Below are 15,825 nucleotides of genomic sequence, written 5' to 3' on the forward strand. Positions count from 1 at the left end.
TCTCCTGAATTAGTAATGATGTTCCGTTTGATGAAGTAAGTATGCACACAGGCCGTACATGCGTCCGGTTCCTGATGTAACTCCCTATGTGGGGACGCCCTTTTTCTTTCCCAAGGGTTTTACAGCAATTTTTTTGTTTTTTTAGACTGGCAACTTTCTCCGATTGTGAGGATCCGCTAGGGTAAGCCGTCCCAACCCAGTGATAAGAGATTATGAACGACAAACACGGGCTGCTGTCTGCCCCGATTAACCTCACATTACGTAAGATGACCGTGCCCATGGTATTTGGGCTATTTGCGATCATCATGTTCAATGTGGTGGATACCTTCTTTATTTCACTGCTTGGCACGGAAGCATTAGCCGCGGTGAGCTTCACCTTCCCTATTACCTTTGCGGTTAACTCCATCACGCTCGGATTAGGAGTCGGTATTGCTGCCTTGGTGGCAAGATTGCTTGGTCAGGGCGATCATCAAGATGCCGCGCGGGTCTCGAGTCACGGCTTGATGTTGGCGGTCTTCATGGTGATGGCCGTCGGCTGGTTGGGGGCGGCCACCATCGACCCAGTGTTCTCCGCGTTGGGGGCAAGCGACAACTTATTGCCGTTAATCCATGACTATATGCAAGTGTGGTACCTCACCATTCCATTACTTGTGGTACCCATGGCAGGAAACGCGGCTATCCGTGCCACGGGCGACACGAAAACGCCGGCGAAAATCATGATGGTATCCGGCCTGATTAATGGGGCGCTCGACCCCTTACTGATTTTCGGCTTGGGTCCATTTCCCGAACTGGGTGTGCAAGGGGCGGCCATCGCCAGTGCCGTCAGCTGGGCCGGCGCATTGATAGCCGCACTGAGTATTCTTATCCGCCGTGAGCGGCTGCTGATGGCACCGCAATGGACCAAGCTAGCGACTGATGTGCGTCAAATCCTTAAAATTGGCATGCCGGCTGGAATGACCAATGCCTTAAACCCAGCCGCAGGCGCCATTTTAATGATGATGCTTGCCTCACAGGGAACAGAAAGCGTTGCCGCCTATGGCGCCGCTCAACGCATTGAAGCCATTTTATTAATTGTGATGATGGCGATGACGTCATCGCTCACGCCCTTAATGTCGCAAAACTTTGGTGCGCAATACCATCAACGGGCCTTTCAAGCGCTGTTTAGCGCGATGCGCTTTGCCATCTTGTTTCAGTTTGCCTTGTACTTGTCGCTGTGGCCTTTTATCGATCTGATTGCGGATGTATTCAGTGACGATGTGCGAGTTCAACAAGAAATTGCCCACTATTTAATGGTGGTCCCGGCCAGTTACGGCTTACAAGGCACCTTGATGTTATTGGTCGGCGGCCTGAATGCCATGAAGCGTTCGCTGCATTCGTTCGCCTGCAACCTAGTGCGTTTGTTTGTCTTCTTAGTGCCCTGTGCATGGCTGGGCGGCATGGTCAACGGTACCCATGGTCTGTTTGCGGGAATCGCCATTGCCAATCTACTGGCCGGTATTATGGCGTACCTGTATGCCGTGGTGCTGCGCCGTCAGACACTCGCGGCGTCACTGTCCGTCTGAGCCAGCTCATGAACGCGGTGCTGCAACGCATCTAACGCCTGATAAAGCGCTTGATACTGCGCCGCACTGAGTCCCTCGAGCATGGCTTTTTCCCACTCCAGCACCTTGGGAACAATGGTCTGATAATGGGTGCGCCCTTTGTCGGTCAAATGGACTAACGCAGCGCGCTGATCACCTTGGCACGCGCGCCGCTCCACCAACTGATGCTGCTCTAAACGGGTAAGCAAGCGCGACACTTTTACTTTATCCAGCCGCGTTTCTGCGGCTAAATCTTTCGCCATCACGCCATCCCGTGCGCCCAAAGAGGCCAGCACGCGCCATTCTGGACGCGACAATCCAAACTCTGCTTCATAACGTGCCGCAAGACTATCGGCAACCAGTTCCGCCGTGTGAACCAGCTTATAAGGCAAAAAGCTATCGAGCGCTAAATGAGGAAGGGTCATATCATTTAGTTTCAAGTGAAATCATGTGGAATACTTTACGAGAGGCTTCGATAAGATGCAAAGGTAGTGCTTTGTTTACACTTACGGTTTTTAAGCGGCAAAAATACTGAACACAAAAGGTAAATTATTTGTTAACAGCGCGTTGCTTTTTCTCGTCTCTGATCGCTAGTATAAACGGATATATTGTTTCTTTTGAAACTATTTGGCCGTCCCGGTGAGCACGGCCGCCCAGCACAAGGAGCGAGTTATGCGAAAGTGGTTTTCATTCCCCATTCGTGAAGGGGATGCCTCACGTCAAGCCCACTGCGACTTCCCCGAGGGAACCTACGAGCGCGAGTGTGGCAAGGAAGGCTTTTTTGGCCCGGCCAGTCATATGTATCACCGCCATCCCCCGACGGGCTGGAGCGAGTGGGAAGGCCCATTGCGACCGCATGCTTTTGACACCAACCGAGTTGAAACTCAAGGCACGTCGCCAATGGATGCGCCTGTGCTGTTATCCAATGCCAACGTTCAGGTTCGCTTATGGCGCACCGATACCGCCATGTCTTATCTAGTGCGCAACAGCGATGGTGACGATTGCTTGTTTGTCCACCAGGGTGAAGGCTCGCTGTATTGCGATTATGGCCACTTGCGCTACACCAAAGGCGATTATTTGATCATTCCTCGCGCCACCAGCTGGCGACTGGTGCCGGATGAGGCCACCACTTTGCTGATGATTGAAGCGACACATGGCTCCTACATGAGCGCCGAACGAGGCATTGTCGGCGAACATGCGGTGTTTGACCCCGCGGTGTTAGAACATGCGCGCATTGACGATAGCTTTAAAGCCCAGCAATCCGATAACGAAAGCTGGCAGGTGATGATCAAATCGCGCCAACAGCTTAACCGCGTCACTTATCCTTATAACCCACTCGATGCGGTAGGCTGGAAGGGCAACCTCACCGTATTCCGACTCAACTGGCGAGATATCCGCCCGTTGATGAGCCATCGTTATCACTTACCGCCATCCGCGCACACCACCTTTGTCGCGCAAGGTTTTGTGATTTGTACCTTTGTCCCCCGCCCAATCGAGTCGGATCCCGGTGCACTGAAGGTGCCTTTCTACCACAATAACGATGACTATGATGAAGTGCTTTTCTATCACCAAGGTGACTTTTTCAGCCGCGATAACATTGATGCCGGCATGGTGACCCTACACCCTTGTGGCTTCCCACATGGGCCTCACCCAAAAGCCTTTGCTGCGGGCAAAAAGCATCAGAAAAAAGAGACCGATGAAGTGGCGGTGATGATCGATACCCGCATGCCACTTGATATGGGCGACGCGGCGAAAGCCACCGAACTGACCGATTATGTTTACTCTTGGCGCACGCCAAGTGACGCAGAATAGCGAAGGAGAAAGCAATGAAACTGGCTTCACTCAAACACGGACGTGATGGCAAATTGATTTTGGTCTCTCGTGACCTTACTCGCGCCGTCCACGCCGACGATATTGCACCCACACTACAAGCGGCACTCGATCATTGGGCGACACTGGCACCCAAACTGACTCAGCGCTACGACGCGCTCAATGACAACCAAGTCAGTGAATCCTTTGCCTTTGACCCAAGTGTCTGCGACTCACCACTGCCCCGCGCCTATCAGTGGGCGGATGGTAGCGCCTACGTTAACCACGTTGAACTGGTGCGCAAAGCACGCGGCGCACAAATGCCTGAGAGTTTTTGGACCGATCCACTCATGTATCAAGGCATGTCTGATGGCTTTCTCGGCCCACGTGACGAGATTGAATTGGTCGATGATGCGTGGGGCTGTGACTTTGAAGCCGAGCTTGCCGTCGTCACCGATGATGTGCCCATGCACCTTAGTGCTGACAAAGCGGGCCAACACATTAAACTGCTGATGCTGGTCAACGACGTTTCCCTGCGCAACCTGATCCCCGGCGAGCTTGCCAAAGGGTTCGGCTTTTTCCAATCTAAGCCCGCCTCTGCATTTTCACCGGTGGCGGTTACCCCAGATGAGCTGGGCGATCACTGGCGCGACCATAAAGTCCACTTACCGATGCATGTCACCCTCAACGGCGAATGGTTCGGGTCACCCGACGCCGGTGTCGATATGACCTTTGATTTTGCCGAGTTGGTTGCGCATGTGGCGAAAAGCCGCCATGTCAGCGCTGGGACCATTATTGGCTCCGGCACCGTCTCCAATACCGATCGCAGTAAAGGCTCTTGCTGCTTAGCCGAAAAGCGCATGCTGGAAATTATCGACCAGGGCGAGGCAAAAACCCCGTTTATGACCTTTGGCGATAGCGTCACCATCGATATGCGCGACAGCCAAGATGCGTCTATTTTCGGCGCCATTGACCAAACCGTGACCCGTTACATCGCCGAGTAACCTTGATGCGCGCCTAGAGCCTCTGGGCGCGCTTGACGTTGACGCCGTCTAGGAGCTTGTATGCTGCTTTATGATTACAGTAAGTCGACCGCGGCCTACCGCGTCCGCATCGCCCTTGGCCTTAAAGGCCTCTCCTACCAACGAGAAACCGTGTCTTTGCTGGATAAACACCAGCACAGCGACGCCTATCGCTCGCTCAATCCCGCCGGTTTAGTGCCTACCTTGGTCGATGGCGATGTCACCTTGAGCCAATCACTGGCCATTATTGAATACCTTGATGAGCGCTATCCGCAGGTAAAACTGCTCCCCAGTGATCCAGTGCAAAAAGCCCAGTGCCGATCTCTGGCGCTCGATATTGCCTGTGATGTGCATCCACTCAATAACTTGCGTGTTCTGCAATACTTAACTGGCCCCTTTGGCCACAGTGATGACGACAAAATCACTTGGTATCACCATTGGCTAAAACAAGGGTTCGATGGCTTGGAAGCCAAACTACAGGGATTAGACAGCCCCTTTATCGGCGGAGAAGCGCCTAATTTGGCCGATATTTGTTTGGTACCGCAGCTTTTTAATGCACGCCGATTTGCGTTTGATTTAACGGCCTACCCAACACTGACGCGCATTGAGGCACAGTGCCAAACGCTGGATGCATTTATACAGGCACACCCTGATAAGAGCTAAGGAGAGAACATGAAAGACGGATTGTTGTGGGCGCCGGATAAGGAACGTCAAACCCACACGTTACTCGCCGCGTTTATCCGTGCCGTGAATCAGACTCACGACACCCAGCTGAGTGGTTATGACGATCTCTATGCATGGTCAGTACGTCAAAGCGGCGATTTTTGGCAACAGTTATGGCAATTTGCTGGCGTGATCGGCGATCCGGGCGAGAGTGTGTGCGATATCGACCCCGAGCACCCCAATCGAGATAGCCACTGGTTTCCCACCGCACGTCTGAACTATGCCGAAAACCTACTCAAGCACGCAGAGCAATATGCCGACCAACCGGCGATAATTTTTAGCGGTGAGCATGAAGTGGCACGAACTATCACTTGGCGTGAGCTCGTCGATCAGGTCGCGGCCATCCGTCACTATTTAGACAAGCAAGGTGTTCAGCCGGGCGATGTGGTTGCTGGCTATTTACCTAACCTGCCTGAAACCGTGATTGCGATGCTTGCCACCGCGGCTCTGGGCGCGATTTGGACCTCAACCTCACCGGACTTTGGCGTCGACAGTGTGTTAGACCGTTTTGGCCAAACCGAGCCCAAAGTGCTGTTTACCACCGATCATTACCATTACAACGGCAAAACCTATGACTGCCTGAATAAAGCACAGCAGGTGGTGGATAACGTACCGGCCATTGAGCGCCTAGTGGTGATCCCTTTTGATAGCGATCGACCTTCTTTACCTGCTGGCGTGGATAACTGGCAAGACTTATTAGCCAAGGACGCGCCGCCGCTTCGCTTTACCCGCGTGGCGTTCAATGCCCCACTCTTTGTGCTGTACTCTTCCGGCACCACGGGTAAGCCCAAGTGCATTATTCATTCGGTTGGGGGGATATTGCTCAATCATTTGAAAGAGCATCAGCTCCATTCGGATGTGCGCCCCGGCGATCGCTTTTTCTACTTCACCACCTGCGGCTGGATGATGTGGAATTGGCAGGTCAGTGCCTTGGCAAGTGGCGCGACCTTGGTGCTTTATGATGGCTCGCCGTTTTATCCCGATGCGGGGGTACTTTGGCGACTGGCCGAGCGGCACCAGCTCACCCTTTTTGGTACGGCGGCAAAGTACTTAGAAGCATTGGAAAAACAAGGGGTGGCACCGAAAGATGATTACTCGCTGGCGTCGCTACGCGTCCTGTGTTCGACCGGCTCGGTACTTGCGCCCGAGCAGTTTGATTATGTCTATCAAAAGATAAAATCTGATCTGCAGTTAAGCTCGATTGCGGGTGGCACCGACATTTGTGGCTGCTTTGTTCTTGGCAGCCCGCTGTCACCGGTTTATCGCGGCGAAAGCCAAAAGCGAGGCTTGGCGCTCGATGTACAAGTGTTTAACGCCCAAGGCCAAGCGGTTGAAGAGCAGAAAGGGGAACTGGTGTGCTGCAATAGCTTCCCCAACCAGCCGGTTGGCTTTTGGCACGATACCGATGGCAGTCGCTATCACAACGCCTATTGGAACAAGATTGATGATATCTGGTTTCATGGTGACTATGTGCGCCTGACCGCACAAGGTGGCATGGTGTTTTATGGTCGGTCTGATGCGGTATTGAACCCAGGCGGGGTACGAATTGGTACGGCAGAGATCTATCGCCATGTTAACCAGCTTAGCGAGATCATGGACTCAGTGGTCATTGGCCAGCAATGGCAAAATGATGTCCGCGTGGTGCTGTTCGTCAAACTCGCCGCCGGCGTGACACTGGATGAGTCACTCAAGCAAACCATCAAAAAAACCATCCGCACCCAGTGCACACCGCGCCATGTTCCCGCCGTGATTGCCGAGGTGAGCGATATTCCGCGCACCAAGTCAGGGAAACTGGCTGAGCTGGCGGTGCGCGATGTGGTTCATGGCCAAGACGTGGCACAGTTAAGCGCACTGGATAACCCAGCATCACTCGACCAATACCGTCAGCGCCCCGAGCTCAGCGAGTAAGCTGACGCGATGATCGCAAAAGGCCGCATCTTCATGCGGCCTTTTGGCTGGGCTTTGTCCCGAAATGGCTTAGCGCAGGCGATGGTCATCATCGTCGTCATCTTTGCGCTCATATTCCCCCTCAAAGGTGTTGCCATCCTCACCACGGCCTCCGCGACGGAAAGGATCCTCCCCAAAAGGACCTTGTGCATTGCCCCCTTGATGGAAGCTACCTTGGCTAAAGCCTGCTTGAGACACAGTGACGCGCTTCATCACTTGTTTGGCAAGCGCGGCACGTGGTCCGGGCAAAAGCACCAACATCCCCATCGCGTCGGTCATAAAGCCCGGGGTCAAAAGCAAAACGCCTGACACTGCCAGCATCACACCTTCAAGGATTTGCTGAGCCGGCAACTCACCGCGATTAAGCCTGTCTTGCACCGAAGCCAGAGTCATCAGTCCTTGGCTGCGCACCAAAGAGGCACCGACGAATGCGGTGATCAATACCAGCGCCAATGTTGGCCACAATCCCAACCAACCACCAACCTGAATGAACAGGCCGATTTCAATCACTGGGACCAGAATAAATAGCAGCAATAAGATTGGAAACACGATTCACCTCGCGCTGGAAATGGACTGTTCATCCTAACATCAAAATCAGCCAAAAGCCGAACAACGAAACCGAATTTAGCGCTTGAATCAATGTGCAATAAAGCGCATTTTGTCTGTGCGCCATGCTACAGCTGTGACCGGGGTCAGCCCTTTTCACCGCATTATATGCTGTAATGGCGGCTGAAAGGATGTAACAGATAATACATCCAGCCAAAATCTCTGAGGAATGGATTCTACAGCAAAATTTGTGGCGACGTTTTAATCATTATAATAACTTGATGTTAAGGCCAACGCATGTCTCAGACGATTGTAACACCTAATGAAACCCCAACCCTCACTACTGCAACGCGCTTAGAAGAAGATTTACTCGGTCAACGCGCGGTACCCGCCGATGCATACTACGGCATCCATACCCTACGCGCGGTCGAGAACTTTACTATTTCCGGCACTCGGATTTCTGATATCCCAGACTTTGTACGCGGCATGGTTTACACCAAAAAAGCCGCTGCGATGGCAAACCAAGAGCTTGGTGTCATTCCTGCTGATGTCGGTGATTACATCATCAAAGCTTGTGACCAGATTTTAACAACGGGCAAATGCATGGATCAGTTCCCCTCGGATGTCTTCCAAGGCGGCGCAGGCACCTCAGTCAACATGAATGCCAACGAGGTGATTGCCAACCTTGCACTTGAACTGATGGGGCATGAGAAAGGTGACTATGATGTGATTAACCCCAATGATCACGTCAATAAGAGCCAATCCACCAACTGTGCGTACCCAACGGGCTTCCGAATTGCAGTCTACAACAGCATTCTCAAGCTGATGGATGCGATTGATTATCTACAAAAAGAATTCGATGCCAAAGCTGACGCCTATGCCCACGTGATCAAAATGGGCCGCACCCAGCTACAAGACGCGGTACCGATGACGGTCGGACAAGAGTTCAAAGCGTTCTCTGTGCTACTGCGCGAAGAAATCAAAAACATTAAATATACCGCCGCGCTGCTGTTAGAGGTAAACCTCGGCGCGACCGCAATTGGCACCAAGTTGAATGCCGCAGAAGGCTATCAGCAACTGGCGGTAAAACACCTGGCTGAAATCACGGGTTTGCCGTGCATCCCAGCAGAAGATTTAATTGAAGCGACCTCAGACTGTGGGTCCTATGTGATGGTGCATGGCGCGCTAAAACGCCTGGCAGTGAAACTATCGAAGATCTGCAACGACCTGCGTCTGCTCTCCTCAGGCCCACGAGCGGGACTCAATGAGATTAACCTACCAGAAATGCAGGCAGGTTCATCCATCATGCCTGCCAAGGTCAACCCGGTAATCCCAGAAGTGGTGAATCAGGTTTGCTATCGCGTGATGGGTAACGACACCACCATCACCTTTGCAGCCGAAGCCGGTCAGCTTCAACTTAACGTGATGGAGCCGGTCATCGGGCAGGCGCTGTTTGAGTCTATTTCCATTCTGGCGAATGGCTGCCGGAACTTGGGTGAGAAGTGTGTGAGCGGGATTACCGTCAACCAAGCAGTGTGCGAGCACTACGTCCATAACTCGATTGGGATTATCACTTATCTTAACCCCTTTATTGGCCACCACGAAGGCGATATTGTCGGTAAGATTTGCGCGGAAACGGGTAAAAGCGTCAAAGAAGTGGTGCTCGAGCGCGGTCTAATGACCGAGGCGGAGCTCGACGAGATCTTCTCGGTGGAGAACCTGATGCATCCTAAATACCGCGGCAAACGTTTTAACGCGTAGTGGATCAGTCATCGTTGTGGGTCAGCTGATAATAGGCACCGACGACCGATAGAGACAACAAAGGGCGCTGACAGCGCCCTTCTTTTATACCATCCATTGCCGTTACAACACCTGCGTAATCAGCAACCCACAAGCGATACTGAACACCATACTCAGCAAGCCTGGTGCCATAAAGCTGTGATTAAAAATGTACTTACCAATCCGCGTGGTGCCGGTGCGGTCAAAGTCGATAGAGGCAATGATAGGGCCGTAGTTGGGAATAAAGAAATAGCCATTCACTGCCACAAAGGTCGCAATGATCATCGAAGGTGGTAGCCCCAAGGTAATCGCCACAGGCACCAAGACGGCTGTCGTCGCCCCTTGACTGTTCACCATTACTGACAAGGCAAACAGAGCAAACGCGAATGTCCACGGTGCCATCTCAACCAAGCCAGACACCGCCTCTTTCACCATCTCACCATGGCCAGCAATCAAGGTATCACCTAGCCAGGCAATACCAAAGATAGCGACAATGGCACGCATACCGGCATGGAACACCGAGCCTTGGCTAATCGCATTACCATCCGGCTTACAAGTCAAAATGATCAGTGCACCGACTGACAGCATCACGATTTCAATGGTATGCGCCATGCCCATCGGCTCACCATCAAAGGCGGGGCGCAAGGTAGGGAATGCCCCCATGACGACGACCGCTAACGCGCCGAATAGAAACAGACCCACCGATTTTTTTGCCTCCGGTGTGACTTGGATCTCTTCCACCGCCAAATCGGCTTCCATTTCACGGCGAAAGTCGGGGTCTTGCAGGCGGCGTTGATACTCTGGGTCGTCTTTGAGCTCTTTACCGAGCTTATTAACGATCACACACGCCAAAGCAAGGCCGATAAAGGTGCTAGGAATGGTGACCGACAGCACATCGGTAAGGGTAATGCCCTGCGGCTCCAAAAAGGCCACACAAGCCACCACGGCGGCGGCGATGGGGCTGGCCACAATCGCAAATTGTGAGGCAATGACCGCCATCCCTAACGGGCGCGCTGGACGAATGCCACTTTTACGACTGACTTCCGCGATAACAGGTAAGACCGAATAGGCAACGTGTCCAGTTCCCGCCATCATGGTGAAGACATACGTCACTAACGGGGCAACAAAGGTAATGTGACGTGGGTTTTTACGTAAAATATTGGTGGCAATTTTAATTAAAAAATCCAAACCGCCAGCCGCCTGCATGGTTGCTGCGGCGGCGACCACCGCCATGATCATCAGTAACACGTCGATAGGTGGATGCGTGGGTTGCAAACCGAAACCAAAACTGAGTACCGCGAGCCCGACCCCGCCCATTACACCTAAACCAATGCCACCGATACGGGCACCAATCAAGATGCAGCTGAGTACCACTAATAACTCAACCAAGAACATAACTTTCTCCTACTTTGGATAGACGTCCCCATACGTCCGTTGACATGCATTCATTGTCTTATGGCACGCACATGGCGTATTGGGGCGTAGATACGATATGACGATTCCTCCGTCCGCTTACCACCACCGATAAGCACCATCCTTGGTGGGAGATGTGAGCAACCGCGCTCAGCACCATGGCCAAATCCTAACCAGGTACCGTAACGCGCATGTTGATTCAGGTAAGAAAAAGTAACACTTTTCGCGAACTGACAACAAAAAGTTCGGGAAATGAGATCTTTAACCTGGACGTTGATGGACTTTTCATCCTCTCCTTTAATTGTTATGTTATATCGTAACAATTAAAGGAGAGTTATTATGCAAGCCAATATCCATCCCGAGTACCGCCCTGTTGTTTTTCATGACACCAGCGTTGACGCCTATTTTATTGTCGGCTCAACCTTGCAGACATCACGCACCATCGAATGGCAAGATGGCAAAACCTACCCCTACTACCCACTGGATATCTCGAGCGCCTCACACCCGGTGTACACAGGTAAACAACGCGCTGCCAATAAAGAGGGGCGCGCCGCCAACTTTGCGCGCAAGTTTGGCCAAATTGGTGGCAGCCAAAAGGAGAGATCATGAAGGTCGTTAACTCACTAAAAAGCGCCCGCCAGCGTCACCCTGATTGTCAGGTTGTCCGTCGTCGCGGACGTACATTTGTTATCTGTAAAACCAATCCGCGTTTTAAAGCCGTGCAGGGGCGCGCAAAAAAACGCGCCTAATATTAAGCTAGGTGCTGTCACTGATGTGGCAGTGCCTCACGGCGTGAGAGCATCTTGATCTCATCATTTCCTTTTTCGAAATGAGTCATGGTATGTGTGTATACTCATCCTATTAGCATGAAAGGGAAAACGTATGAGACAGGGTCGCCGCTTTGCACTGACGGCTGGATTGTTGATTATCGCACTGGGCGCCAGTGCGCTTTATATCGTTCGCTCACAACAAGCCACCGCACCACCGACAGCCTCTCATTCCGCACCGGCATTTATCACCGTCAACTCGCAAGAAACACTTGATGCAGAGCTCGCTAGCGCTGCTGCTAATCAACAAATCGCTTTAGTTGATTACTACGCCGATTGGTGCATCCCGTGCAAACAATTCACCCAAAAAACCTTCACTGATCCGGCTGTCGCTCAGCAGCTTAGCCACATGCACCGCATTAAAGTGAACCTGAGTAATAACCGTCCTGAAGATTTTGCGTTGATGCGCAACCAAGACGTGGCCGGGCTACCCACACTCGACTTTTGGTTGCCTAATGGAAAGATTAATGCGACAGCCCGCATTACCGGTTTTTTGACACCTCAAGCTTTTATGACTCACCTGCGCCAGCATGGATTAATCCATGAAGTAAAAAGCGAGTAATGATCAATCTCTTAGTTCTCTTGTTACAAAATTGATAAACCCCATATCTGGTGGTAGCTTTATTGCAAACAAAGGGAAAGATAGCCGCATTATGGAAGCGCAACACACCATCGTTATTGCCGATGATCATCCACTGTTTCGAAATGCTTTGTTTCAGTCGGTACATATGGCAATAAGCGGTGCCAACCTGCTAGAAGCAGACAGCTTAGATAGTCTAAATCAGATCTTAGCCCGAGATGCTGAGGTCGACTTAGTGCTACTCGACCTAAAAATGCCTGGCGCCAATGGCATGTCTGGCTTAATTGCGCTGCGTCACCAGTACCCTACCCTGCCAATTGTGGTGATCTCTGCCAGTGAAGAACCGAGCGTGATCCGCCAGGTACGCGCTCATGGTGCCTTTGGCTTTATCCCTAAATCCAGCGATATGCGTGCATTGGTACAGTCGCTAACCCAAGTGCTTGAAGGCACTCCCTGCTTTCCTGATAATCTCGGCGAAGACGATGAGAGCGATAGCTTATCTGACAAACTCGCCACACTGACCCCACAGCAGTACAAAGTGTTGCGAATGCTTTGCGATGGTCTATTGAACAAACAAATCGCCTACGACCTGGCGGTTTCCGAAGCGACCATTAAAGCCCACATGACTGCCATCTTTCGCAAGTTAGGGGTAAAGAACCGCACTCAGGCGGTGATTTTATTGCAGCAATCTAATATAGAACTTTGATACGCTAGCGCCCCAGACACCGACTTTGGAGCGCCTATGTTAAGTATTCTTGCTACGCAATTCGTGATTTTATGGGCCGTGATCGACCCTGTCGGTAGCGTGCCCATTTATCTGTCACAAACCAGCCACATGTCCGCCAAACAAAAGCGCCGCGTCGCGGTGAAAGCCGTGGCGATTGCATTTGCTATTTTACTGTTCTTTTTAATTGTCGGTCAGATTTTGCTCGAAGCCATGCAAATCCCGTTACCCGCATTCCAAGCGGCCGGTGGTTTGGTATTGCTATTGTTTTCCCTCACCATGATTTTCGGTGAAGGAAAACCCGGCCAAGAAGCCAAAATGCTGAGTGAAGACGTTGATAAAGCAGAAATTGCCGCCACCGCAGTGTATCCACTCGCCGTCCCTTCCATTGCTTCCCCCGGTGCCATGATGGCCGTGGTCATGCTCACAGATAACAATCGATATGCCATCGCTGAACAAGCAGTGACCGCTGGGGTGATGTTTTTTGTTTTGGTCGCGACCTTGGTCTTACTCCTTGGGGCCAATGTCATTCACAAAGTGATTGGGAATGTGGGGGCGTCGATTATCAGCCGCGTCATGGGGCTGATCCTAGCCTCCGTCGCCGTTGCTAATTTACTTGAAGGTATCCAAAAGTTTTATCACCTTAGTTAGACCTTTGGCGCAAGGCTTGGCTGGCTCAACCCGAGCCAGCCGTGCCTAGCTCACAAAAACCCTGCTTTTTCCGCTCATTACCGCTTACTGCGCTCGACTAAAGTTGCAATGTCGCTTCTTCCATCCCCTGCTATCGTCTTCAAGTAACATTCCATTAACGTGCTAAACAAGGAGAAGGCGATGGCGTTTCAAAGCAAGGAACACGCGAAAGCCTACTGGGACAGAAACGTAAAACTGATGATCAGTCTGCTGATTGTCTGGTTTGTTGTCTCATTCGGCTGTGGGATCTTATTCGTGGATGCCCTCAATACTATTCAAATTGGTGGCTACAAACTTGGGTTCTGGTTTGCTCAGCAGGGATCAATTTATACCTTCCTCGGCATCATATTCGTGTATGCCAAACAAATGCGCAAACTCGATCGCGAGTTCGGCGTGGACGACGAGTAAGAGGACTAACACATGGATTTAAGAACCATTACTTATATTGTTGTCGGGTTCACGTTCGCACTGTATATCGGGATTGCGATCTGGGCACGCGCAGGCTCCACCAAAGAGTTCTATGTTGCCGGTGGCGGGGTCAATCCGGTGGCGAACGGGATGGCGACCGCTGCCGACTGGATGTCAGCGGCCTCGTTCATTTCTATGGCCGGCTTAATCGCGTTTATGGGCTATGGGGGCTCGGTCTTTTTGATGGGCTGGACTGGCGGCTTCGTGCTCCTCGCACTGTTGCTCGCTCCTTACCTACGTAAGTTTGGCAAATTTACCGTGCCAGAGTTTGTCGGTGAGCGCTTCTACTCAAAAACCGCGCGCATTGTTGCCGTCGTTTGTTTGATCATCGCCTCGGTAACTTATGTTATCGGCCAGATGAAAGGGGTCGGGGTCGCCTTTGGGCGCTTCTTAGAGGTTGACTACTCCACCGGGCTATTAATCGGTATGGTCATTGTCTTTATGTATTCCGTGATGGGCGGGATGAAGGGCATTACTTACACCCAAATTGCTCAGTATTGCGTGCTCATTTTGGCTTACACTATTCCCGCAATCTTCATCTCCCTCAAACTGACGGGTAACCCATTCCCACAGCTTGGCTTAGGTAGCACCATGGCGGGGACGGATCAATACTTGCTCGACCGACTTGATCAGGTGGTGACCGAACTCGGCTTTGTCGAATACACCACCGCGGTGCGGGGTAGCACACTTAACATGTTTGCCTATACCATGTCACTGATGATAGGTACGGCCGGTTTACCGCACGTCATTATCCGCTTCTTTACCGTTCCTAAGGTGCGTGATGCTCGTACATCCGCTGGTTGGGCACTGTTCTTTATCGCCATCTTGTACACCTCAGCCCCCGCGGTAGCAGCAATGGCTCGCTTGAACCTGATGGACACGGTGAATCTGCCTAACGGTGACAACCTTGCCTACGATCAGCGTCCTGACTGGTTTAAAAATTGGGAGACCACTGGACTACTGGGCTTTGAGGACAAAAACGGTGACGACAAGATCCAATACACGTCGAACGCTGAAACCAACGAGCTACGCGTTGACCGTGACATCATGGTGCTAGCAAACCCTGAAATCGCCAAGCTCCCTAATTGGGTGATTGCGCTGGTGGCTGCCGGTGGCTTAGCCGCTGCCTTGTCGACCGCGGCTGGGTTGTTGCTTGCTATATCGTCGGCAATATCCCATGACTTGATAAAGGGGGTCGTCAATCCGAATATCAGCGAAAAAGGCGAACTGCTGGCGAGCCGGATATCCATGGCATTAGCGATTGCTGGCGCAGGCTATTTGGGGCTCAACCCACCAGGCTTTGCAGCCGGGACGGTGGCACTGGCGTTCGGCTTGGCCGCATCATCGATTTTCCCGGTGCTGATGATGGGGATCTTCACCAAAACCATCAACAAAGAAGGGGCGATTGCCGGTATGGTCGCGGGGATCAGTGTCACCCTGTTCTACGTATTCCAACACAAGGGGATTTTGTTTATCTCTGACTGGACATACTTAGAAAGCCTCGGTAGCAACTGGATACTGGGCATCGAACCAAACGCTTTTGGGGCGGTAGGGGCAGTGTGCAACTTTGCCGTGGCGATCATTGTCTCGCGCCTGACCAAAGAAACCCCGCAAGAGGTACAAGATTTGGTCGAGCACGTTCGCATGCCATCTGGAGCGGGTGATGCGCAATCACACTAATCCCGTGTTAATCTATCAAGCCCCTGCGGGGGCTTTT

Annotated in this window: 16 protein-coding genes; 13 read left to right on the forward strand and 3 right to left on the reverse strand. The window is 52.0% G+C overall.

Annotation, left to right across the window (positions count from 1 at the left end):
• The first annotated feature begins 212 nt into the window (after window positions 1–212).
• The gene (locus N8M53_RS11840; protein ID WP_269578921.1) at window positions 213–1,562 is read left to right on the forward strand and encodes an MATE family efflux transporter; all 1,350 of its coding nucleotides are present in this window, start codon (window positions 213–215) and stop codon (window positions 1,560–1,562) included.
• Here N8M53_RS11840 and N8M53_RS11845 read toward each other — a convergent pair.
• Window positions 1,532–2,020, reverse strand: a complete 489-nt coding sequence (locus tag N8M53_RS11845; protein ID WP_332301566.1) for a MarR family transcriptional regulator — start codon at window positions 2,018–2,020, stop codon at window positions 1,532–1,534. The genes N8M53_RS11840 and N8M53_RS11845 overlap by 31 nt on opposite strands.
• A gap of 232 nt (window positions 2,021–2,252) precedes the next feature.
• Between N8M53_RS11845 and N8M53_RS11850 the strand changes: the two genes are divergently transcribed.
• The 4 genes from N8M53_RS11850 to N8M53_RS11865 are packed head-to-tail and all read left to right on the forward strand — an operon-like array spanning window position 2,253 to window position 7,042.
• Complete coding sequence (locus N8M53_RS11850; RefSeq protein WP_069586957.1) at window positions 2,253–3,392, forward strand: homogentisate 1,2-dioxygenase; 1,140 nt, start codon at window positions 2,253–2,255, stop codon at window positions 3,390–3,392.
• 14 nt (window positions 3,393–3,406) lie between these two features.
• The gene (locus N8M53_RS11855) at window positions 3,407–4,393 is read left to right on the forward strand and encodes a fumarylacetoacetate hydrolase family protein (RefSeq protein WP_269578922.1); all 987 of its coding nucleotides are present in this window, start codon (window positions 3,407–3,409) and stop codon (window positions 4,391–4,393) included.
• Between the two features lie 60 nt (window positions 4,394–4,453).
• Window positions 4,454–5,074, forward strand: a complete 621-nt coding sequence (gene maiA / locus N8M53_RS11860; protein WP_077640728.1) for a maleylacetoacetate isomerase — start codon at window positions 4,454–4,456, stop codon at window positions 5,072–5,074.
• A gap of 9 nt (window positions 5,075–5,083) precedes the next feature.
• Entirely contained in the window at window positions 5,084–7,042 is a 1,959-nt protein-coding gene (locus tag N8M53_RS11865; RefSeq protein WP_269578923.1) for an acetoacetate--CoA ligase, read from the forward strand.
• A 69-nt stretch (window positions 7,043–7,111) separates the two neighbouring features.
• Here N8M53_RS11865 and N8M53_RS11870 read toward each other — a convergent pair whose 3' ends face one another.
• Window positions 7,112–7,630 (reverse strand): FxsA family protein, encoded by a 519-nt coding sequence (locus N8M53_RS11870; protein WP_269578924.1) that lies wholly within the window; start codon window positions 7,628–7,630, stop codon window positions 7,112–7,114.
• A 294-nt stretch (window positions 7,631–7,924) separates the two neighbouring features.
• On the opposite strand from N8M53_RS11870, the gene aspA reads away from it, so the two are divergent.
• A complete protein-coding gene (aspA, locus tag N8M53_RS11875) occupies window positions 7,925–9,388 on the forward strand; it encodes an aspartate ammonia-lyase (protein ID WP_420066591.1) in 1,464 nt (487 codons plus the stop codon).
• 102 nt (window positions 9,389–9,490) lie between these two features.
• Here the strand turns inward: aspA and N8M53_RS11880 are convergent, their stop codons facing one another.
• Window positions 9,491–10,801, reverse strand: coding sequence for an anaerobic C4-dicarboxylate transporter family protein (locus N8M53_RS11880; RefSeq protein WP_269578925.1), 1,311 nt, complete (start codon window positions 10,799–10,801; stop codon window positions 9,491–9,493).
• A 357-nt stretch (window positions 10,802–11,158) separates the two neighbouring features.
• Between N8M53_RS11880 and N8M53_RS11885 the strand changes: the two genes are divergently transcribed.
• The 7 genes from N8M53_RS11885 to N8M53_RS11915 all read left to right on the forward strand — a co-directional run bounded on the left by N8M53_RS11885 (window position 11,159) and on the right by N8M53_RS11915 (window position 15,788).
• Window positions 11,159–11,428 (forward strand): type B 50S ribosomal protein L31, encoded by a 270-nt coding sequence (locus N8M53_RS11885; protein WP_269578926.1) that lies wholly within the window; start codon window positions 11,159–11,161, stop codon window positions 11,426–11,428.
• Window positions 11,425–11,568: a type B 50S ribosomal protein L36 gene (gene ykgO / locus N8M53_RS11890; protein ID WP_269578927.1), complete on the forward strand. Its 144-nt coding sequence runs from the start codon at window positions 11,425–11,427 to the stop codon at window positions 11,566–11,568. The genes N8M53_RS11885 and ykgO overlap by 4 nt, the downstream gene beginning before the upstream one ends.
• Window positions 11,569–11,701: 133 nt before the next feature.
• Window positions 11,702–12,208, forward strand: coding sequence for a thioredoxin fold domain-containing protein (locus tag N8M53_RS11895; protein WP_269578928.1), 507 nt, complete (start codon window positions 11,702–11,704; stop codon window positions 12,206–12,208).
• Window positions 12,209–12,299: 91 nt separating this feature from the next.
• The gene (locus N8M53_RS11900) at window positions 12,300–12,932 is read left to right on the forward strand and encodes a response regulator (RefSeq protein ID WP_269578929.1); all 633 of its coding nucleotides are present in this window, start codon (window positions 12,300–12,302) and stop codon (window positions 12,930–12,932) included.
• A gap of 36 nt (window positions 12,933–12,968) precedes the next feature.
• Window positions 12,969–13,601 carry a MarC family protein gene (locus tag N8M53_RS11905; RefSeq protein WP_269578930.1) on the forward strand — a complete coding sequence of 211 codons (633 nt, stop codon included), beginning with the start codon at window positions 12,969–12,971 and terminating at the stop codon, window positions 13,599–13,601.
• Between the two features lie 180 nt (window positions 13,602–13,781).
• Window positions 13,782–14,048 carry a DUF4212 domain-containing protein gene (locus N8M53_RS11910; RefSeq protein WP_046074540.1) on the forward strand — a complete coding sequence of 89 codons (267 nt, stop codon included), beginning with the start codon at window positions 13,782–13,784 and terminating at the stop codon, window positions 14,046–14,048.
• A 12-nt stretch (window positions 14,049–14,060) separates the two neighbouring features.
• Window positions 14,061–15,788 (forward strand): sodium:solute symporter family protein, encoded by a 1,728-nt coding sequence (locus N8M53_RS11915; RefSeq protein WP_269578931.1) that lies wholly within the window; start codon window positions 14,061–14,063, stop codon window positions 15,786–15,788.
• Window positions 15,789–15,825: the final 37 nt, after the last annotated feature.

This window comes from Salinivibrio kushneri, assembly GCF_027286325.1.
GTDB lineage: Bacteria > Pseudomonadota > Gammaproteobacteria > Enterobacterales > Vibrionaceae > Salinivibrio > Salinivibrio kushneri_A.